General features: G+C 63.0%; 18 protein-coding genes. 11 read left to right on the plus strand and 7 right to left on the minus strand.

The genetic code is table 11. From position 1 onward, the window contains the following. Positions 1–50 precede the first annotated feature (50 nt). From QUH67_RS04935 to QUH67_RS04945, 3 genes are all read left to right on the plus strand, one after another. Entirely contained in the window at positions 51–986 is a 936-nt protein-coding gene (locus QUH67_RS04935; RefSeq protein ID WP_300945538.1) for a hypothetical protein, read from the plus strand. A gap of 1925 nt (positions 987–2911) precedes the next feature. Then, positions 2912–3097, plus strand: a complete 186-nt coding sequence (locus QUH67_RS34915) for a helix-turn-helix domain-containing protein (RefSeq protein WP_407080446.1) — start codon at positions 2912–2914, stop codon at positions 3095–3097. A gap of 726 nt (positions 3098–3823) precedes the next feature. Further along, entirely contained in the window at positions 3824–4234 is a 411-nt protein-coding gene (locus QUH67_RS04945; protein ID WP_300945539.1) for a hypothetical protein, read from the plus strand. Between the two features lie 188 nt (positions 4235–4422). Here the strand turns inward: QUH67_RS04945 and QUH67_RS04950 are convergent, their stop codons facing one another. From QUH67_RS04950 to QUH67_RS04960, 3 genes are all read right to left on the minus strand, one after another. Beyond that, the gene (locus tag QUH67_RS04950) at positions 4423–4872 is read right to left on the minus strand and encodes a hypothetical protein (RefSeq protein WP_300945540.1); all 450 of its coding nucleotides are present in this window, start codon (positions 4870–4872) and stop codon (positions 4423–4425) included. A gap of 142 nt (positions 4873–5014) precedes the next feature. Next, positions 5015–5386: a DUF883 family protein gene (locus QUH67_RS04955; protein ID WP_300945541.1), complete on the minus strand. Its 372-nt coding sequence runs from the start codon at positions 5384–5386 to the stop codon at positions 5015–5017. A 72-nt stretch (positions 5387–5458) separates the two neighbouring features. Beyond that, positions 5459–6604: an AI-2E family transporter gene (locus QUH67_RS04960; RefSeq protein WP_300947941.1), complete on the minus strand. Its 1146-nt coding sequence runs from the start codon at positions 6602–6604 to the stop codon at positions 5459–5461. Positions 6605–6858: 254 nt separating this feature from the next. On the opposite strand from QUH67_RS04960, the gene QUH67_RS04965 reads away from it, so the two are divergent. The 3 genes from QUH67_RS04965 to QUH67_RS04975 all read left to right on the plus strand — a co-directional run bounded on the left by QUH67_RS04965 (position 6859) and on the right by QUH67_RS04975 (position 8622). Further along, complete coding sequence (locus QUH67_RS04965; protein ID WP_300945542.1) at positions 6859–7620, plus strand: L,D-transpeptidase; 762 nt, start codon at positions 6859–6861, stop codon at positions 7618–7620. A 43-nt stretch (positions 7621–7663) separates the two neighbouring features. Next, positions 7664–8308, plus strand: a complete 645-nt coding sequence (locus tag QUH67_RS04970) for a DUF2865 domain-containing protein (protein WP_300945543.1) — start codon at positions 7664–7666, stop codon at positions 8306–8308. Positions 8309–8460: 152 nt separating this feature from the next. After that, positions 8461–8622 carry a Thivi_2564 family membrane protein gene (locus QUH67_RS04975; RefSeq protein WP_300945544.1) on the plus strand — a complete coding sequence of 54 codons (162 nt, stop codon included), beginning with the start codon at positions 8461–8463 and terminating at the stop codon, positions 8620–8622. An 82-nt stretch (positions 8623–8704) separates the two neighbouring features. Here QUH67_RS04975 and QUH67_RS04980 read toward each other — a convergent pair whose 3' ends face one another. From QUH67_RS04980 to cysD, 4 genes are all read right to left on the minus strand, one after another. Then, positions 8705–8905 (minus strand): CsbD family protein, encoded by a 201-nt coding sequence (locus tag QUH67_RS04980; protein ID WP_300945545.1) that lies wholly within the window; start codon positions 8903–8905, stop codon positions 8705–8707. A 109-nt stretch (positions 8906–9014) separates the two neighbouring features. Next, entirely contained in the window at positions 9015–11177 is a 2163-nt protein-coding gene (locus QUH67_RS04985) for a malate synthase G (RefSeq protein ID WP_300945546.1), read from the minus strand. A gap of 133 nt (positions 11178–11310) precedes the next feature. After that, positions 11311–13248 (minus strand): adenylyl-sulfate kinase, encoded by a 1938-nt coding sequence (gene cysC, locus QUH67_RS04990; protein WP_300945547.1) that lies wholly within the window; start codon positions 13246–13248, stop codon positions 11311–11313. Positions 13249–13272: 24 nt separating this feature from the next. Continuing rightward, positions 13273–14067: a sulfate adenylyltransferase subunit CysD gene (cysD, locus tag QUH67_RS04995; RefSeq protein ID WP_300947942.1), complete on the minus strand. Its 795-nt coding sequence runs from the start codon at positions 14065–14067 to the stop codon at positions 13273–13275. Positions 14068–14320: 253 nt separating this feature from the next. Here cysD and cysG point away from each other — a divergent pair, with 253 nt between their 5' ends. Genes cysG through QUH67_RS05020 form a run of 5 tightly spaced genes read left to right on the plus strand, consistent with a single transcriptional unit; the run spans position 14321 to position 18963 of the window. Then, positions 14321–15757, plus strand: coding sequence for a siroheme synthase CysG (cysG, locus tag QUH67_RS05000; RefSeq protein ID WP_300945548.1), 1437 nt, complete (start codon positions 14321–14323; stop codon positions 15755–15757). Continuing rightward, positions 15754–16065 carry a DUF2849 domain-containing protein gene (locus tag QUH67_RS05005; protein ID WP_300945549.1) on the plus strand — a complete coding sequence of 104 codons (312 nt, stop codon included), beginning with the start codon at positions 15754–15756 and terminating at the stop codon, positions 16063–16065. The genes cysG and QUH67_RS05005 overlap by 4 nt, the downstream gene beginning before the upstream one ends. 12 nt (positions 16066–16077) lie before the next feature. After that, complete coding sequence (locus QUH67_RS05010; protein WP_300945550.1) at positions 16078–17733, plus strand: nitrite/sulfite reductase; 1656 nt, start codon at positions 16078–16080, stop codon at positions 17731–17733. After that, a complete protein-coding gene (locus tag QUH67_RS05015) occupies positions 17720–18235 on the plus strand; it encodes a DUF934 domain-containing protein (RefSeq protein WP_300945551.1) in 516 nt (171 codons plus the stop codon). Before QUH67_RS05010 ends, QUH67_RS05015 begins: the two co-directional genes overlap by 14 nt. A 2-nt stretch (positions 18236–18237) precedes the next feature. Next, positions 18238–18963 carry a phosphoadenylyl-sulfate reductase gene (locus QUH67_RS05020; protein ID WP_300947943.1) on the plus strand — a complete coding sequence of 242 codons (726 nt, stop codon included), beginning with the start codon at positions 18238–18240 and terminating at the stop codon, positions 18961–18963. The last annotated feature ends 24 nt before the right edge of the window (positions 18964–18987 follow it).

Consider the following 18987-nt stretch of genomic DNA (forward strand, 5'->3'; position numbering starts at 1 on the left):
GGATTCGACACGAACATACGGCCGATTCCGCCTTTGCGAATCCACGCACGGTGGTTGGCACGCTCAAAGATGGCGCTGCGATCGTGCAGAGCCTCGACCAAGCGTCGGCCAAGCTTGCCGAACTTCGCGCGGCCAGCGATTGTGCCATGGGTTTACCGATGAGCAGGCGCGATCCGGCCCCGGTGAATGCCTTTCTGCCGGGCCTTGCGGCCGTGTTTCGGATGATCGATCCTCAGCTAAATAGGCTTGAAAACCAAGTTGCGATGGCGGACGCGTCGCTGACGGCGCTGCTCAATATTGCTTGGACGTCTCAGGATCTGCGGATGTCCGCCGGCGGGCGCGTCGCCAACATGCTACCCGCAATCGGCACGCGTCGCCCGTTAACGGCGGCTGATATCTCGACCAACAACCGCGGCCAGGGCCGGGTCGATCTCGATCGCGAGCGGATAGGGGCCGGCGTCGAGCAGGTCGGCAGTCCTCCGGGTCTGGTGCAGGCTATGAACGAGGCATTCGACTCCTATTTCGTCAAGTTCGCGCCGTGGATCGAAAAAGAAGTGGCCACCGGGCGCGACGCGGGAAAATGCGAAATCAATTCGGATCAGCTCACAGCTAGGGTCGTCCCGGCAGTTCAGACCTTTTTCGCTGTGCGCGACGCGGCCCTCGCGGAGGCCGCAACGCGTGCAGGTCAAACGCGCGATGGCGCGTTGTCGATGCTGTTGCTGGCGGGTTTCGCCGTTCTAGCTCTGCTGGGTTTTCTTGCCGGCGTCACCGTGATGCTACGCCGTTATCGATGCGCGGATAAATCGATGTCGCCGGGTCGCGGCTGCACCGCTACTGGTGCAGCCGCTACGTCCTTATCGTCGCGGTCGGGGAATAACGAAGTCAACAACGGTCTGTGGCCTGCCCAAGCCGAGCCGCTTACTTTCGGCGGCAGAGACAATGGTCGGTGGCTTGCAATCGTCTCCGGTCGGCGGAGCGTTCCATAAGCTTTCGGCGTACCTTGTTTGAACCGCCCATACGATCTGTTCGAGCTTGTTATCATCGATCAGGTTAGCATCAACGAGTGCCTTGCCGACTTCCGCCAATATCTGGGCCGATTGTTTGAATGTTATGTCCTTGACTTCGGGCGGCGCGGGCAGATTGCAGCGGTGTACCAGGAAAATCCAGTCGTGAATTATGTAAGCCGGTCCAAGCGCCCAAGGGGAAAGCCCCGGAATGCCCCAAAGTATCTGTGGAACGGACCCGCCGTCCGTGTACATGGGTCCGGGTACAATATTGTCCCTGCCTGTAAAGAAGGATGGACGGAAGCTGAACGGATTTTGCTTATCCGGGACGAAAATGAACTTGTCCTGTCTATACCATTGAATGATTACATGGCCTCTTAGATCGCCCTTGCCGTAGGTGATGAAAGAGGCACAGCCAGCCGTGAACACGGCCGCAAGCAAACCAAGCATCGAAAGATGCCTGCCACGAATTCGAAAATTCATTAGGGTCCCCCTGGCAAATATCCCGCCAGCCCCAACGGGTAAGCTACCGCAGGTTCCCTTAACGTCAGGCTAAGAATTCACCCCACCGGCCAAGACCTCGCACCGCTCGCGGGCATATGCCCAAGCGCTAAAATTGACCACCGGTGAGGTTTTGTAATCGACCGGGACAACGGGGTCCTCGCCAAAGCCCGTGTAGAGGTCGTACAAGTCCTTTGCGGACATGCCTAGCTTGAATGCACCGGCTAGAAATTCGTCTACGATTGACCGGCAGGCGGCGATGGATTCGGCGGCTGTTTCGAACTGGCCGTGGGTGACGCGTTCGTTCTCGTCTTGATATCGAAAGTTGTCGTCGCTCCAAACTTCGTAAATGGTCGGCCTCCGGCCTATTCTAGCGCAGTTCATCCGAAAAGGAAGAGACAGCCGCCCCGTAGCGCGGCCGCCAAGCTCAATGCGTCGAAATCATGCGGCAATAACCGCGGTAGCCCGTTATCGTTATCGGCGACCTTAGGCTCGACCAAAAGACTGCGCGATGCGTCCAATTGCGTGCGATGGGTTGAGTGACAGGAGTGACGGGCAATCGGTAGGCGTGCCACCACGAAGCGCCAGACACCGGTTCCGGTGCCGGGCCGATTGCTTGCGCATCATCGCCGCTGGTCCTGGTGTGGGATCGCTCAAAGTCACTTCGTCGAGTGGAATGGCAAGCCTGTGGCATCAGTCAAAACCGGCTTCGCATCAGCCGTACGGCTTGCCGATCTTGATGTAAGCACTGGGAACGTGACGCCGCACACCCTGCGGCACACGGCGGCAACCTGGCTCATGCAGCGTGGCGCGGCAATGTGGGATGCGGCAGGCTTCCTTGGAATGAGCGAAAAGACGCTCCGTGAAACTTACGGTTACCACCACCCGGAGTTCTTGCGAGGGGCGGCACATGCAATTGCATCGCGCCCAGCGCCCGCAAAGGAAGCATTGGTTATTTCGTTGGTTGAAGAGAAGGCGAAGGGGACGGCCCCCCGCAAGCCAATGAAATTGCTGGTGCGCCCGGCAGGACTCGAACCTGCAACCAGACCGGTATCAGCGGGATGTCGCGGGTTCGTAGCGCCTAAAGCGTTCCCCGATGATATCTAAAACTCATCTGACTGCTCACGGCTTCTTGCACTGTTCGACGACACGCGCCGAAACTTGCCCGAGCTGGATTTGCACTGCGCGCGCTAGATTGAAATGACCGCCGCCTATTTGCGCAATTAACAGGTATGTTGAAGTCTCTTCGTCATTGCGGATTGTGTCCTCCGACGCTGTCTACACACCATGTAGCCTAGCGCTCCCATTCTCGAAAAGGAGGCTTCATGACGAACAGTCAATTGAGGAGAGATGGACGAAGACAGCCGAAAAGCGTTCCGTCGTCGACAGGTGGTCGAGAGTCGAAGATGGTCCCATTTGCCGAACGATTGAGCTGTACGATCGACGAAGCCTGCGATGCAACCGGCTTGGGGCGCACAAAGCTTTATGAGCTGATAGGAACGGGCCAACTAATCACTACTACGGTCGGACGTCGGCGCCTGGTGATGATTCGGTCACTTCTCGCGCTTCTGGAAAAGCAAACATCGATGTGATCGATTGCTGTCCTCTGTCCACCGTCTAGCGACCATCTTGGTGACATGAGCGGCAAGCACTCCATTCGAACGTGCTCCTGCGAGAATTCGGCGGAGTGAGAAGTCACCGCGAGGATGCGCGCCAATGCGCGCTTGGCTCGGTAGGTCCTAGATCGTGAAGGGTCCGTTCGATCTTGTCGTATCCGTGACGCTACCCGCTGTGCTGAGAGCTTCGTCACGAAATAGGCAGTGCAAGTTCGTTCTGACGATAACAGCCCGCCAGCAATGTCCTGCCGCTCGCTAAGCGCGCAAAGAGCGACGGCATCTTGTGCGGTCTCTCCCTGTTCGTGCGCAAAGGCTATTCGGCGTCAGCCGTGTCGTAGCTCGCCCAATTTGTTCGAGCGTCACGATGCTGTCGGAAGGTCGGCCGTTTCAAAATGACCCGGTCCAGGCCCAATCAGCCCGGAACAAAGGTGGGGCGGATGGTGGGGCGGGGCGGAGACATATTCGGAAATGCCCGACAAAAAAGCAGGGCGCGACCGGCATCACCACGGTCGCGCCCTACATCGCCGGTCAATGGGGCAGGGGGAATAACCGGCTGCCGGGATGACTCCCAACCCCCCAATGTCGTTCCGGCGGCCTGCAAATATTTTTTCATACACGACTAAGTGATCACGATGTGTCGGACCCTCTTTGGCCCGGACCGGGTTGTGTCTGTGCGCGCAATGGGGCGAGGGACAGATCAGCATGTCACAGGTCTTCAAGGCAATTTTGGCCACGCTCGCCGTCTCCGGGACGCTCGGCGCCGTCCAACTCGCATCCGGCCATGACCTTATCGGTCGCCAGCAACTGGCCGCGACCGACGAGCCGGCCGGGGTCATCAACCGTGGCGCGAAGGCCGATCGCGTTGCGCTGAAGGCAGCGCAAACGCCGACCGAGACGCTCACGATCCGCACCGTCGACCTGCCAGATACTTCCGTCGTGGTGCGTGTTCCCGTCGCTCAGATGCCGTCGGCCCGGGCGCCCAAGGAAGAGGTGCGTAACCGTCCCGAACCTTCCAGGCCGGCGACTACAAAGCGGGCGATCGCCTGCGAGCCTCCGGTCAGCGTTTTGACCGAGGTCGCCAAGCTGCTTGAACCCGGCCGCTGCGTGACCTGATCGAGGCGGGCTCCTCAATTCTTTGAGCTGTCGTCCGCTCCGTGTCATCGCCCGGCTTGACCGGGCGACCCCTTACGTTGCGTGGTCTCGACTAGATCCGGGCTTCTCTGGGATAATCGATCGCTGCCTGCGCGGGGATGACGGTGAAGGTTGTGCCGTCACTTCGCTAATTGAATTGACGAACGCCGTTACTCAGCCGGCGCTTCGCTGGTGTCGGTCGCGCTGGCGCGGCTGACGATGAATCCCAGCGCCAGTCCGCCGATCGCCAGGATCGGGATCAGCTTCTTGACGCCGATGGCGCGGATGACCTGGACGCCTGCGGCGACCAGCATCGGATCCGCCAACACGCTCTGCGCGGTCGATTTTGCTGTTCTCGCGACTTGTTCGACCCGCGCTTCGATCTTCCGCTTTCGCGCCATATAGGAGCCGGCCGCGATCAGGGTGACCACGAAGAAGATGGCAGCGCCGGTGAGGCAGGCTTGTACCGGACCGTATTTCTGAAGCACGAACACGAACGCCGCCGCGCACAGAAAACCGGTTGTCACCAGCAGCGCCACGGCCGCAGCCGCCGCAAGCGAGGTAAGCCGCAGCGCCGTGCCGGTCGAATCCTTGAAGTCATCGATCAATCGCTGAAACATGTCTAAGCCCCGATCCAAAGTCGATCTGAAAACGGCGTCACCCAGTCAAGCGCAACGGCGCCGCGGCGTCGGGCGCGCTTTGATACGCCGTCAAACACCATCGGCGCCGCAATCATCTGCGCCTACAAGACTTCCGCGAAAATTACCTGCGCCAGGTCAAGCCGATCAGGAAGCCGAGGCCGAGCGCGATTCCGACGGTCGCCAGCGGCCGCTCGGTGATGGCGTCTTCCAGCGTCTCGCCGATCGAAGATGCGGCGTCGTGGGCGGCATCCATCATGGCGCTGCCGCGCTCGGACATGTCGTCCACCGCATGCTCCGCGTTGGCGCGAACTTGGCTGTAGCCGCGCTGCGCCTGCTTGGTGGCAGTGCCGGCAAAGCTGTTGATGGCGTCGGTGATCTGGTCGGTGAGGGCTGCGATATCGTTTTTCACGGCGTTGACTTTCTTTTCGAGGCGTTCTTGGGAGGCTTTGTCCGTCAGATTTTTCGTTGCGGCTTCGCCATTGGTCATCGACATCGAAAGCTCCCGGGTGTCGATTTACGTGGTGAACAAACGCCCCGTGGGGAGGGAAGTTCCATATGGGGCCCGTTAAGCTTCGGGAAGTTGCGGCGCATCCGACGGCATCAGATGCTCCTTCACGACCAGTGCGACAATCAGCAGTGGCGACGACAGGAACGCGCCCATCGGTCCCCAAAGCCAGGTCCAGAACGCGAGCGCGATGAAGACGGCGAGCGCGTTGAGCGCCAGTCGGCGGCCGACGATCATCGGCGTGAGGAAATGGCCTTCCAGAAACGTCATCAGCGCGAACAGCGCCGGTGCGAGCAGTCCGGCGCCGACGCTCTGGAACGCGACCTGGCCGACCACCACCAGCACGGCGAACATCGCCACCGGGCCGATGATCGGGATGAAATTCAGCACCGCCGCCAGCGCGCCGAGCCCGGCTGGGTTGGGCATGCCCGTGACCGCGCAAATCACGCCGGTGGCGACGCCGACGCCGACATTGATCATCGTCACCATGAGGAGGTAGTTGCCGAGATGCTCTTCGATCTCGTTGAGCATGCGCAGCGTCCGCAGCCGCGCCGTGCGCTCGGCGAAATTCATGATGAAGGCCCGCCGCAGGTCGCGCCAGCTCGCGATGAACAGGATCAGCGTCGCCACGAACAGCAGGAACTCGGCAAAGGTCGGCGACAGGAATTCAAGCGTCGGCTGCACCCAGTCGAACTTCGGCATATGGAATGTCGAGATCGTGCCGGGGCCGCCGATCATGCTCTGCAACTCCTGCCAGAGCGCCAGCGGCCGGTCGAACACGTGCAGCTTCTCTTTCAACAGCGCGCCAAGTTCGGGAAGCCTGCTGCTCCATTCCATCGCGGGCGAGGCGATCAGGCCGATCATGAAGGTGGCGCCGGCGCCGGTCGCAGTCACGAGCAGCACGGCGGCGACCGGACGCGGAATCCGGTAGCGTTCGAGGAAGCCTGCGGCCGGCGACAGCATGGTGCCGACGATGAAAGCCATCGTCATCGGCAGGAAAAACGCCTTGGCCAGATAAAGACCGGCGATGATGCAGATGATCAGCAGGCCGACAAGGGCGATCGCCACCACCTCGGTGCGGCGGATGACCGGCGGCAATTCGCCCTTGGCGTCGGGGACAGGCGTGCCTTCGTGCGCCGTCGGAAGCTGGCGTTCGCCGGGTAGCGGTTTTGAGGACGCAGACTTGGTTGCCGCAGGTTTGGTCATCGACAGCTTGGCGGGCGCGGGCTTGGTCGGAATGACGCTCACAATGGCTTCCCCCGCCGACGATGACACGGCAAACGCGATGTCGCGGACCGGACTCGCACCATAACGTCGTGGCCGTCGTCGGGTTCCATCTACAGAAAGCTGCGTCACACCCTGTGTTCGTGCGCCACGGCGCGGCCCCGGAACCGCCGGCCGGTGGCCGCGTTTCTTTCAGCAGAGCATCACGCGATGCGCATCTCCAGCGGGGCACTCCCATGACACAGTTTTCAGATCGCCGGCCTTTGTCGCGCATGGCTAGCGCGCTTGTCATCGTCAGCGCCGTGTTGCTGGCGCCACTGATGATGTCGGGCGCGGCAAACGCGCAGTCGCTTGGCTATGCTGCGACGGCGCCGGACGGCTATCCGGCCGACGAGGTGATCGCGTCCGATGAAAACGCAACGCCGGAGCGGCTTCGCCGCGCCGTGGTCTCGTTCAGCACCGCCGAGGCGCCGGGCACCATCGTCATCGATACCGCAAACACCACGCTGTACTACGTGCTCGGCCAGGGCCGCGCCATCCGTTACGGCGTCGGCGTCGGCCGCGACGGCTTTACTTGGTCCGGCGTGCAGAGCGTCAGCCGCAAGGCGGAATGGCCGGACTGGCATCCGCCGGCCGAGATGATCGCCCGCCAGCCCTATCTGCCGCGCTTCATGGCCGGCGGTCCGGGCAATCCGCTCGGCGCCCGCGCTTTGTATCTCGGCAGCAGCGTCTACCGGATTCACGGCACCAACGATCCCTCGACGATCGGAAAGTTCGTCTCGTCCGGCTGCATCCGCCTGACCAATGAGGATGTCACCGATCTGTTCGGCCGCGTCGATGTCGGCGCCAAGGTCGTGGTACTTCCGAAGCGTGCGCCTGTGATGGCGCGCGGCGACGACGGCAGGACCGCTCGTCCGGCCGCCATGTACCCGCGTCCGGTGGCGGCTGCGCCCACGGGCCGGCAGGCGATGAACCTGACGGCGTCGCGGCTCAACTGACGATCAGCTGAAGGTACGCGTTGTGTTGCAGAGGAGTGATCGGATGCGATCCGGAAAAAGATGGGCGGCGGCTGCGCTGCTCGGCGCCTGCGCACTGGCGCCCGCCGCGCAGGCCCAGGATTTCTTCTCGCAAATGTTCGGCGGCGCCCGGCCGCGCCATCAGCCCTACATCTCGATGCCGTTCAGCGACGAGGGCGAGGTCCAAGGTCGCGCCTATGCGCCGCGCGGCGAAGGGCGCGTTCGCTATAGCGGCGGAGGCGGTCAGGCGTTTTGCGTGCGGACCTGCGACGGGCGTTATTTCCCGGTCTCCGGATCTGACAATGCGAGCCGCGCGGCAAGCTGCAACAGCTTCTGTCCGGCGAGCGAAACCAAGGTATTTTCCGGCAGCAATATCGACAATGCGACCGCCGACAACGGAAAGTCCTATTCGGATTTGCCGAACGCGTTCCGCTTTCGCAACGAGCTCGTGAGCGGCTGCACCTGTAACGGCAAGGACCAGATCGGTCTCGCGCCGGTCAAGATCGAGAACGACCCGACGCTGCGCAAGGGCGACATCGTCGCCGGCGACAACGGCCTGCTGGTCGCCGGCCGCAGCGCCGACCGTCGCGGCGCAGAAGTGAATTTCTCGCCGGCTTCCGAAAAAGTCAGCGCCAGATACAGCCGCGTGCCGGTCGTGGCTCGGGAGTAAACACACGAAATACGTAGCGACAACTGGCTGATCCAGCCTACGAATTTATCCATTCCATGTATTCGGTTCCGGTTTGGGGAACTTTAGTTGACCCGCGCGGTTCTCAACGCATGCTCTGAGTTAGTCAGACGTCGCAAGCAAAGGGGCCCCCCGTGTCGGTACTCATCGGTATTCTGATCACCTTCCTCGTTATCGTTCTGGTGCTCTATTTGATCAACATGCTGCCGCTCGACGGCCGCGCCAAGCAGATCGCCCGCGTGGTCGTCATCATCATCGGCATCATTTCGCTGCTGAAATATCTCGCGGTATTCTAGGCGCGATCCGAAAAAGACCGTTCGATCCCAATGAAAAAGCCCCGGCCGAGGCCGGGGCTTTTGAAGTTCGGAAAGACGAAACTTACTTCAAGGTGCCGAACCAGTCGTCGACGTCCTTGCGGATCTGGTCCTTGGCAAAACCGTAGCGCTGCTGCAGCTTGCCTTCGAGCTGTTCGCGGCGGCCCTCGATGACGTTGAGGTCGTCATCGGTGAGCTTGCCCCACTTCTCCTTGGCGGAACCCTTTAACTGCTTCCAGTTGCCTTCAACCCTGTTCCAATCCATGTCCATCTCCCTCTGTGTTTGAGATGGACCATCAACGGGGAAGCGCCGCAGGCGTTCCAGCGAGAAACCGCGGCATCTTGAACCGCGGCATCCGGGCAGATCCGCTGGTTCAGCCCGCCGCCTTCGCCTCGCGGCGGCGCGCGGTGAGGATGTATTCGGTGTAGCCGTTCGGCTGTTCGCGGCCCTTGAACACGAGGTCGCAGGCGGCCTGGAACGCGACACCGTCGAACGACGGCGCCATCGGCTTGTAGAGGGCGTCGCCGGCATTCTGCTTGTCGACCACGACCGCCATGCGCTTCAGCGATTCCATCACCTGGTCCTTGCTGACCACGCCATGCGCCAGCCAGTTCGCCAGATGCTGGCTGGAGATGCGCAGCGTCGCACGGTCTTCCATCAGGCCGACATCGTGGATGTCGGGCACCTTGGAGCAGCCGACGCCCTGGTCGATCCAGCGCACGACATAGCCGAGAATGCCCTGGCAGTTGTTGTCGATCTCCTGCTTGACGTCGTCAGGCGCCCAGTTCGACTGCGACACCGGGATGGTGAGGATGTCGGACAGCTTTGCACGCTGGCCACCCTTCGCTAGTTCTTCCTGGCGGGCCTGCACATTGACCTGGTGGTAATGCAGCGCGTGCAGCGTCGCGGCGGTGGGCGAGGGCACCCACGCCGTGGTGGCGCCGGCCTGCGGATGGCCGATCTTTTGAGTGAGCATGTCCGCCATCTTGTCGGGCGCCGCCCACATGCCCTTGCCGATCTGGGCATGGCCGGGCAGGCCGTCGATCAGGCCCATGTCGACGTTCCAGTCCTCATAGGCCTTGATCCAGGGCTGCGCCTTCATGTCGTTCTTGCGGATCATCGGCCCGGCCTCCATCGAGGTGTGAATCTCGTCGCCGGTGCGGTCGAGGAAGCCGGTGTTGATGAAGCAGATGCGCTTCGATGCGTTCTGGATGCAGGCCTTGAGGTTGACCGTGGTGCGGCGCTCCTCGTCCATGATGCCGACCTTCATGGTGTTCTCCGGCAGGCCGAGCAGCTTCTCGACGTCGCCGAACAATTCACAGGTCAGCGCGACCTCGTCGGGACCGTGCATCTTCGGCTTGACGATGTAGACCGAGCCGGTGCGGCTGTTCCTGGTTTTCGAAGAACCCTTCAGATCGTGGATCGCGAGCAGGCCGGCGACGGCGGCGTCCAGCAGACCTTCGGGAATCTCCTCGCCCTTCTCGTCCAGCACTGCGTCGGTAAACATGTGATGGCCGACATTGCGCATCAGCAGAAGGCTACGTCCGTGCAGCTTCAGCTCCTTGCCGTCAGGCGTCGTGTAGACGCGATCGGGGTTGAGCGAACGCTTCAGCGTCTTGCCGCCCTTCTCGAAATCCGCCGAGAGCGTGCCGTCCATCAGGCCGAGCGTGTTGCGATACACCAGCACCTTGTCCTCGGCGTCGACGGCGGCGACGGAATCTTCCATGTCGAGAATGGTGGAGACCGCCGATTCCAGGATCATATCGGCCACGCCGGCCGGATCGTCCTTGCCGATCGTATGGGTGCGATCGATCTTGACGTCGACATGCATGCCGTTGTTGACGAGCAGGATTGAAGTCGGTGACGCGGCGTCGCCCTGGAAGCCTGCGAACTGCGACGCATTCTTCAACGCCGTCGCGTTACCGCTCTTCAGCTTCGCGGAAAGCTGGCCCGCGATGACGCTGTAGGAGGTCACGTCGGTATGACTGCCGGTGGCGAGCGGCACGGCGGCGTCGAGGAACGCCTTGGCCTTGGCGATCACCTTGTCGCCGCGCGCCTTGTCAAAACCCTTGCCGGTTTCGCTCGGGTCATGCGGGATCGCGTCGGTGCCGTAGAAGGCGTCATAGAGCGAGCCCCAGCGCGCATTCGCCGCATTCAGCGCGTAGCGCGCGTTGGTGAGGGGAACGACGAGCTGCGGCCCGCAGATCTTGCCGATTTCCTCGTCGACATTGGATGTCTCGACCTTCTGTGTCGCGGGCTCCGGCAGCAGGTAGCCGATTTCCTTGAGGAACGCCGTGTAGGCGTTCATGTCGAACGTCTTGCCCTGGTTGGCGCGATGCCAGCCATCGATCTTGGTCTGCAGCGCGTCGCGGAAGGCGAGCAGCTCGCGGTTTTTCGGCCCCAGCTTCTTGATGATGGCGGCGACGCCGGCCCAAAACGCATCGGGCGAAATCCCGGTCTTGGGGGCCGCCTCCTTGGCGATGAAATCGAACAGGACAGGGGCGATCTTCAATCCGTGGGCATCGACACGATTCATGACGGGCTTTCTCGATGGAAATTGGCGTTGAAAGCTGCGCTTTTACGAAAAGCAGCAAAAACGCGCCAAAAAGGGCGGCGTTATCAGCCCTTTTAGCCCTAAAGCCGGGTCGATGAGAAGGCCCCAAAAAGGGTTAGATATTGGCCGCCAGATCCGCCACTTCGTCGAACAACACGCCGGTTTCCGCCAGCATCCGCCCGATCTCGTCGGTCGCATCCGAAACCGTCTTCGCCGAGGTGTCGATCCGCAATTCGCATTGGGCCGGTGGCTGGTAGTCGTTGGTAATGCCGGTGAACGACGGCAGCGTGCCGGCGCGCGCCTTGGCGTAGTGGCCCTTCGGGTCGCGGCTTTCGCAGACCTCGGCGGGGGCGGCGACGTGGATTTCGCGGAACGCGGTGTCGGCGATGCGGCGCGCCGCGGCGCGATCGGCGATCGCAGGCGATACCGCGGCCACGATGGCGATGTGGCCGTTACGCGCCAGGTGGGTGGCGACTTCGGCCAGCCGCCGGATGTTCTCACTGCGATCCTGCGGCGAGAAGCCGAGATCGTTGTTGAGGCCGGCGCGCAAGGTGTCGCCGTCCAGGAGAATCGGCGAGCCGCCGCGCGAAAACAGCCGGCGCTCCAGCGCGCGGGCCAGCGTCGACTTGCCTGAACCCGGCAGGCCGGTCAGCCAGATCACCGCGCCGTTGTGGCGATAGCGCGCCGAGCGTTCTTCTGGCCGCAGCGCGGATTCGACTGGCACGATGTCGACCGGCACGGCGCGCGCTCCGGCGTCGACCGACAGCACGAGGCCGCCGCCGGCGATGCGGCCGTTGACCTCGATCACCAGCCGTCCGGTGCGCGGATTGTCAGCGTAAGGATCGGCGGCGATCGGCTGCGCCAGCGAGATGTCGATTTCGCCGACATGGTTGCGCGCGATCGCCGTGGTTTCGGCATTGGAGAGTTCGCCGGGGTCGACTGCCTTTTCGATGGCGACGACGCTGGCGCGGCTTTCCCGCGTGCCGAGACGGATCAGGATCTGGTCGCCCTTCGACAGCGGCTTGTCGTGCAGCCAGAAGATCCGCGCGCGAATCCGTCGCGTGTCGCGCGGGGTGGCAACGGCATGCGCGATGACGTCGCCGCGCTCGATGAACAATTCACGGTCCAGCGTGATGCCGACCGAACGGCCGGCACCATGGCTGCCGGCAAGCGGCGTCACCGGCCAGCTCTCGACGGTTTTGATCTTCGCGATCTTGCCGGCGGGCATGATGACGATTTCGTCGCCGGCCGAAAGTTGACCGGACTCGATGCGGCCCGCGACGATGCGACGGTCGTCGAATTTGTAGATCGCCTGCACCGGCAGCCGCAGCGCGAGCTGCTCCAGCGGCCGCGCCGGCTCGAGCGCATCTAGCGCTTCGACCACGGTCGGTCCCTGATACCAGGCGATCCGCGCTGTCAGTTCGGCTACGCCGTCGCCGTCGCGCGCGGAAATCGGGATCACCGCCGTGGGCGTCACGCCGAGGCCGGTCAGATGCGCCGATATCTCGTCGCTAATTTCCCTGAAACGCTCGCTGCCGAAATCGACGCGGTCCATCTTGTTGACGACGACCGCGACCTGCTTGATTCCCAGCAGATGCAGCAGGTAGCCGTGCCGCCGGGTCTGGTCGCGCACGCCTTCCAGCGCATCGATGATCAGCACCGCACCGTCGGCCTGCGAAGCGCCGGTGATCATGTTGCGCAAGAATTCGGCGTGGCCGGGGGCGTCGATCAGCACGACGTCGCGCGAGCGGGTGCGGAAGCGAATCTGCGTGGTGTCGATGGTGATGCCCTGGTCGCGCTCGGTCTGCAGCGCGTCGAGCAAGAACGACCATTCGAACGGCATGCCGCGTCGCGCACTGACTTCCTTCAGCATCTCCAGCTTGCCCTCAGGCAAACTACCCGTCTCGTGCAGCAGGCGGCCGACCAGGGTGGATTTGCCGTGATCGACATGGCCGACGATGACGATGCGGACCTGCGGGCGGGTTGTGCCGTTTGGCATCGACGTGTCGCCGTTCGGCATGGCCGAAACGCTGGCGGGAAGGATCACGTTCATGGCAACACTCACAGCAGATGTCCTTCAAAGATAGCCAGCGACACGCAGCCGCTCGAAGGCGTCTTCGGTCTCGTGATCGAGCGCGCGACCGGCGCGCTCCGGCACTCTGGTGCCGTCGAGTTCGATCAGGATTTCATCGATGCTCGAAGCGGTCGACGCCACCGGGTTGGTGATGTCCTGGTCGCCCAGCGAGCGATAGCGCTTGCCGTCCTTGGCCAGATACAGCGGGATGATCGGAATGTTTTCGCGCTTGGTATAGGCCCAGATGTCGGCCTCGGTCCAATGCAGGATCGGGTGCACGCGCAGATGCGCGCCCGGCGGCACCGAAGCGTTGAACTGATCCCAGAATTCCGGGGGCTGGTCCCGCACGTCCCAGCCGCCTTCGGTACCGCGCGGCGAAAACACGCGCTCCTTGGCGCGCGTCGCCTCTTCGTCGCGGCGGATACCGGCAATCAGTCCGTCAAAGCCATATTTGCCGAGCGCCCATTTCAGCCCCTCGGTCTTGCGGGCGGCGGAGCGCGCCGCCGGCGGCAGGGTCGGGTCGACGGCGTCGATCGGCGGGCAGGGCTCGACCTTAAGATCGAGTTCCCATTCCTTGCTGAAGCGATCGCGGAACGCATACATCTCGGGAAACTTCTTGCCGGTGTCGACATGCAGCGCCGGGAACGGCACGCGGCCGAAGAAGGCCTTTCGCGCCAGCCAGATCATCACGTTGGAGTCCTTGCCGAGCGACCAAAGCAGCGCCAGTTTCCTAAGCCGCGCAAAGGCCTCGCGCAGGATGTAGATGCTCTGCGCCTCGAGCTCGTCGAGGTGGTCCATTGAGGGGGGCAGCAGGGTCTCGCCCCGGTTTTTCGGCACGGAGGACGCCTCGCGCAGGGCTACCGGTTGCAACCCGTGACCGCCGGATTCACTGTTGAGAAGATGCATCTCTGCGCCTTGGACTTGGGAGAGGAAAAATTCTAAAGTTGCGCCGCAATAGAGAAGAAATAATTTTCTATTTATGGCCCTTGATCGAGACATAAATAGAAAATAATTTCAGTCAACCCCCTCGTTGGGGGAAAGCGAGTGTCGGATGCGCTACCTGCCAGTGTTTCTGGATATGCAAAGCGGCAAGGTGCTGCTCGTTGGAGCGGGCGAACTCGTGCGCGCCAAATTGCGCCTGCTGGCGGCCGCCGGCGCGCACATCCGTTGGTATGCCACTGACGGGAACCATGACCTCGCAGGTCTGGCTGCTGACGATGCCGCGCGGATCGAACTGGCCGAGGGCGATCCGCTGTCGGCCGATCTGTCCGGCATCATCGCGATCCTCTGCGCCGGCGCCGGCGATATCGGTGTTGCGATGTCGGTGCGGGCGAAGGCGCTGGGACTGCCCGCCAATGTCATGGACGATCTCGCGCACTCGACCTTCATCTTTCCCGCGATCGTCGATCGCGGCGACGTCGTCGTTGCCGTTGGAACCGGCGGCACATCTCCGGTCGTCGCGCGCCGCGTGCGCGAGCAGATCGAAGCGGTATTGCCGGCGCGCATCGGCGATCTCGCCACCTTCATCGGGCGCTTTCGCAAGGCGATGAATGCCCGCATTACCGAATTTCCGCTGCGTCGCCGTTTCTGGGAGCGCGTGGTCGATGGCCCGATCGGCGCGCTGGTGCTCGCCGGCCGCAAGGCCGAGGCAGAGAAAGCGTTGAACGACATCGCCGATCCCGCCGCCTTCGCCGGCGTGTCTGACGAGGGCAAGGCCGAAGGCCGCGTCACGCTGGTCGGCGCCGGGCCCGGCGATCCGGATCTGCTCACCGTCAAGGCGCTGCGCGCGCTGCAGGATGCCGACGTCGTTTTCTATGATGAACTGGTATCGCCGGAAATTCTCGATCGCATCCGCCGCGACGCATCGCGCGTTCCGGTTGGCCGCCGCATCGGCAAGCCCGGCATCGGCCAGGATGCGATCAACAAGCTGCTGATCGAGGCCGCACAATCCGGCCAGCGCGTGGTGCGGCTGAAGGGCGGCGATCCCTTCATCTTCGGCCGCGGCGGCGAGGAGATCGAGGCGTTGCGCGCCGCCGGCGTCGCCTATTCGGTGGTCCCCGGCATTACTGCAGGCCTCGGCGCCGCTGCGCAGTTCGAGGCGCCGCTGACCTATCGCCACGAGGCGCTGCGCATCACCTTCCTGACTGCGCACAAGGCCACCGACGCGGATGCCGTCGACTGGTCGGTGCTGACCGACAGCAAGATGACCATCGTGGTCTACATGGGCATGACGGCGGCGCCGTCGGTTCGGTCAGGGCTTTTGGCCGCCGGACGATCGCCGGAGACGCCGGTCGGTATCTTCGCGCGCGTGACGCGGCCCGATGCCCAAGCCGTGGTCGGCACGCTCGAAGAGCTTCCCGCGCTGGTCGAAAAAATCGATGGCGGCCCCGCCATCCTCATCATCGGCGACGTCGTCGCGCATTCCGCGCCGTGGCGCGAGGCCAACGCCGGTCACATCATCTCCAAACTGCTGGATGCCGCTGAATGACCTCTCCGCTTCAACAAAAAATCAAGATCACCGGTCCCTCGATGGTCACCGCCAACCGCACCTCGGACGGCATCGTGATCTATCGCACCGCGCAGCAGGGCTGGTCGGCGAACCTGTCGGACGCCGCGATTGTGCGCACCTCCGACGAGGCGCGGGTGCTGCTCAACGAAGCCAACGCCGACGACGTCGGTGCGATCGGTGCCTACATTGCGCCCGTTGAACTCGAGGATGGCGGCGAGATCAAGCCCGGCAACTTGCGCGAACATATCCGCTCGAAGGGTCTCACCATCGACCTGCTTCCGGCTTGAGGCTGATTTATCATGTATGCTTATGACGAACTCGATCGCACGCTGATCAATGAGCGCGTGTCCGAATTCCGCGACCAGGTGAAGCGCCGGCTCTCCGGCGAACTCACCGAGGACGAATTCAAGATGCTGCGGCTGCAGAACGGCGTCTATCTGCAACTGCACGCCTACATGTTCCGTGTCGCGATTCCCTACGGCACGCTGTCGTCGAAGCAGTTGCGGCGGCTGGCGCATGTCGGGCGCCGCTACGACCGCGGCTACGGCCATTTCACCACAAGGCAGAACATCCAGTTCAACTGGATCAAGCTGTCCGACCTGCCGGACGCGCTGGCCGACCTTGCCGACGTCGGCATCCACGCCATGCAGACTTCCGGCAACAACATGCGCAACGTCACCTCCGACCAGTGGGCCGGCGTCGCGCCGGGCGAAGTCGAGGATCCCCGCATCTGGTCGGAGATCCTGCGCCAGCACACCACGCTGCATCCGGAGTTCTCGTTCCTGCCGCGCAAGTTCAAGATCGCGATCACGGCGTCCGAGCACGACCGCGCCGCCATCAAGGTCCACGACATCGGGTTGCGCCTGCACAAGAACGCCGACGGCGAAACCGGCTTCGAGGTGCTGGTCGGCGGCGGCCTCGGCCGCACGCCGTTCATCGGCAAAACCATCAAGCCGTTCGTGCTGGGCCGCGACATCCTGAGCTATGTCGAGGCGATCCTGCGCGTCTACAACCAGTACGGCCGCCGCGACAACATCTACAAGGCCCGCATCAAGATCCTGGTCCATGAACTCGGCATCGAGAAGTTCTCGCGCGAGGTCGATGAGGAATGGAAGCAGATGGACGGCGGCGGGCTGACGCTCGATCATTCCGTCGTCGAGGAGGTGCGCTCGCGCTTCTCTTATCCTCCTTACGAAAAGCTGCCGCATATGCCGGACGAGCTGAAGCAGGCGGCTGCAGATCCTTTGTTCGAGCGCTGGCGCAAGAATTCGGTGGCCCCGCACAAGGTGCAGGGCTATTCGATCGTGACGCTGTCGCTGAAGCCGGTCGGCGGCCCGCCCGGCGACGCCACCGCCGACCAGATGGACGCGGTCGCCGATCTCGCCGACAAGTATTCGTTCGGCGAAATCCGCGTCGGCCACGAGCAGAACCTGGCGCTGCCGCATGTCGCCAAGCGCGACCTGCCAAAACTCTGGCGGGCGCTCGACCGTCTTGGGCTCGCCACGCCGAACGTCAATCTCGTCACCGACATCATCGCCTGCCCGGGGCTGGACTATTGCTCGCTGGCCAATGCGCGCTCGATCCCGATCGCGCAGGAACTGACCAGGCGTTTTGCCAACCACGACACCGCCGAGATGATCGGCCGGCTGCACATCAACATCTCCGGCTGCATCAATGCCTGCGGCCATCACCATGTCGGCCATATCGGCATTCTCGGCGTCGAGAAGAACGGCGAGGAATTTTACCAGATTACGATCGGCGGCCGCGCCGACGAGCACGCGCAGATGGGCGAGCTGATCGGTCCCGCCGTTCCCTATGCGGAGGTCGCCGACGTGATCGAAGACATCGTCGAAGCCTATCTCGCCCTGCGCGACCGTCCCGGGGAACTGTTCGTCGACACGGTGAAGCGCCTGGGCGTCGAGCCATTCAAGGAGCGGGTCTATGCCACTCGTTAAGAACGCAAGAATAGCGACCGATCTGTTCGTCCATGTCGCCGACGGTGCGGAATTGCCCGGTGACGGCGACGTCCTGGTTTCGGCCCAGCGCCTGCTTGACGACCCCGAGACGCTGCTGAAGCGGCCGGGCAAGGTCGGCGTGGTCTGGCCGAACAACCGCGCCGTCGATGATCTCGTGCCTCATCTCAACCGCCTGGCCGCGGTAGCGCTGGTATTTCCGTCGTTCCGCGACGGTCGCGCCTACAGCCAGGCGCGGCTTTTGCGCGAACGGCACGGCTATGACGGCGAATTGCGCGCCACCGGCCAGGTGCTGCGCGACCAGTTTGTCTTCATGGTCCGGGCCGGCTTTGATGCGTTCGACGTCAAGAAGGACGCGGACGCGGACGCGTTCGCCGAGACGGTAAAGCGCTATTCGGTATTCTATCAGCCGACCGGCGACGGCCGTGTCGCCGCGTTCAATCGGCGGATGCAGTTGCGTCACTCGGAGAGCGCCGGCCAGTGAGCATGACTGCACAGCAGGTGCTGGTTCCGGAAGCGGCGATAGCTTCGCAGGCACGGTCGCTCGATCTGGCGCTGCGCGCTGCGTCCCCGGCGGAAGTCATCAAGACCGCATTGAAGACCGTCGGCCGCGAGAATCTTGCGCTGGTCTCGTCGTTCGGCACTGAATCGGCGGCGCTGCTCAGAGTGATGGCGGGTGTGGATTCCGCCATCCCGGTGGTGTTCCTCGATACCGGCTGGCTGTTTGAGGAAACGCTCGCCTATCGCGACGCGCTGATTGCCACGCTCGGTCTTACCGACGTCCGCTCGATCCAGCCGCTGGACGAAAACTTGACCCGCGAAGACCCCGACCGCGAATTGTGGTTTTCCGATCCCGACGCCTGCTGCCGCATCCGCAAGGTCGAGCCGCTGGCGCGAGCGTTGAAACCGTTCTCGGCATGGATCAATGGTCGCAAGCGCTTTCAGGGTGGTGCGCGCGCGGACATTCCCGTTGTCGAGGACGACGGCACGAAGTTGAAGTTCAATCCGTTCGCCAATGTGTCGCGCGAAGAAATCGAGGCGATCTACAAGCTCGCCAAACTACCGCCACATCCGCTGGTCGCCTCGGGCTACCTCTCGGTCGGTTGCATGCCGTGCTCGAGCCGCGCCGCAGCGGATGAGGACGCCCGCGCCGGCCGCTGGCGCGGCAGGCAGAAGACTGAATGTGGCATCCACACGACGAAAACTTCCTAGGTTGCTCGCTTCTTAGGACAACGC

The organism is Bradyrhizobium roseum, assembly GCF_030413175.1.
Taxonomy (GTDB): domain Bacteria; phylum Pseudomonadota; class Alphaproteobacteria; order Rhizobiales; family Xanthobacteraceae; genus Bradyrhizobium; species Bradyrhizobium roseum.

Bases quoted from the DNA above. Each gene is read 5' to 3' on its own strand.
- QUH67_RS34915 (WP_407080446.1), top strand. From the start codon at position 2,912: ATGGTCCCATTTGCCGAACGATTGAGCTGTACGATCGACGAAGCCTGC.
- QUH67_RS04945 (WP_300945539.1), top strand. From the start codon at position 3,824: ATGTCACAGGTCTTCAAGGCAATTTTGGCCACGCTCGCCGTCTCCGGG.
- QUH67_RS04950 (WP_300945540.1), bottom strand. From the start codon at position 4,872: ATGTTTCAGCGATTGATCGATGACTTCAAGGATTCGACCGGCACGGCG.
- QUH67_RS04955 (WP_300945541.1), bottom strand. From the start codon at position 5,386: ATGTCGATGACCAATGGCGAAGCCGCAACGAAAAATCTGACGGACAAA.
- QUH67_RS04960 (WP_300947941.1), bottom strand. From the start codon at position 6,604: ATGACCAAACCTGCGGCAACCAAGTCTGCGTCCTCAAAACCGCTACCC.
- QUH67_RS04965 (WP_300945542.1), top strand. From the start codon at position 6,859: ATGACACAGTTTTCAGATCGCCGGCCTTTGTCGCGCATGGCTAGCGCG.
- QUH67_RS04970 (WP_300945543.1), top strand. From the start codon at position 7,664: ATGCGATCCGGAAAAAGATGGGCGGCGGCTGCGCTGCTCGGCGCCTGC.
- QUH67_RS04980 (WP_300945545.1), bottom strand. From the start codon at position 8,905: ATGGATTGGAACAGGGTTGAAGGCAACTGGAAGCAGTTAAAGGGTTCC.
- QUH67_RS04985 (WP_300945546.1), bottom strand. From the start codon at position 11,177: ATGAATCGTGTCGATGCCCACGGATTGAAGATCGCCCCTGTCCTGTTC.
- cysC (WP_300945547.1), bottom strand. From the start codon at position 13,248: ATGAACGTGATCCTTCCCGCCAGCGTTTCGGCCATGCCGAACGGCGAC.
- cysD (WP_300947942.1), bottom strand. From the start codon at position 14,067: ATGGACCACCTCGACGAGCTCGAGGCGCAGAGCATCTACATCCTGCGC.
- cysG (WP_300945548.1), top strand. From the start codon at position 14,321: ATGCGCTACCTGCCAGTGTTTCTGGATATGCAAAGCGGCAAGGTGCTG.
- QUH67_RS05005 (WP_300945549.1), top strand. From the start codon at position 15,754: ATGACCTCTCCGCTTCAACAAAAAATCAAGATCACCGGTCCCTCGATG.
- QUH67_RS05010 (WP_300945550.1), top strand. From the start codon at position 16,078: ATGTATGCTTATGACGAACTCGATCGCACGCTGATCAATGAGCGCGTG.
- QUH67_RS05015 (WP_300945551.1), top strand. From the start codon at position 17,720: ATGCCACTCGTTAAGAACGCAAGAATAGCGACCGATCTGTTCGTCCAT.
- QUH67_RS05020 (WP_300947943.1), top strand. From the start codon at position 18,238: ATGACTGCACAGCAGGTGCTGGTTCCGGAAGCGGCGATAGCTTCGCAG.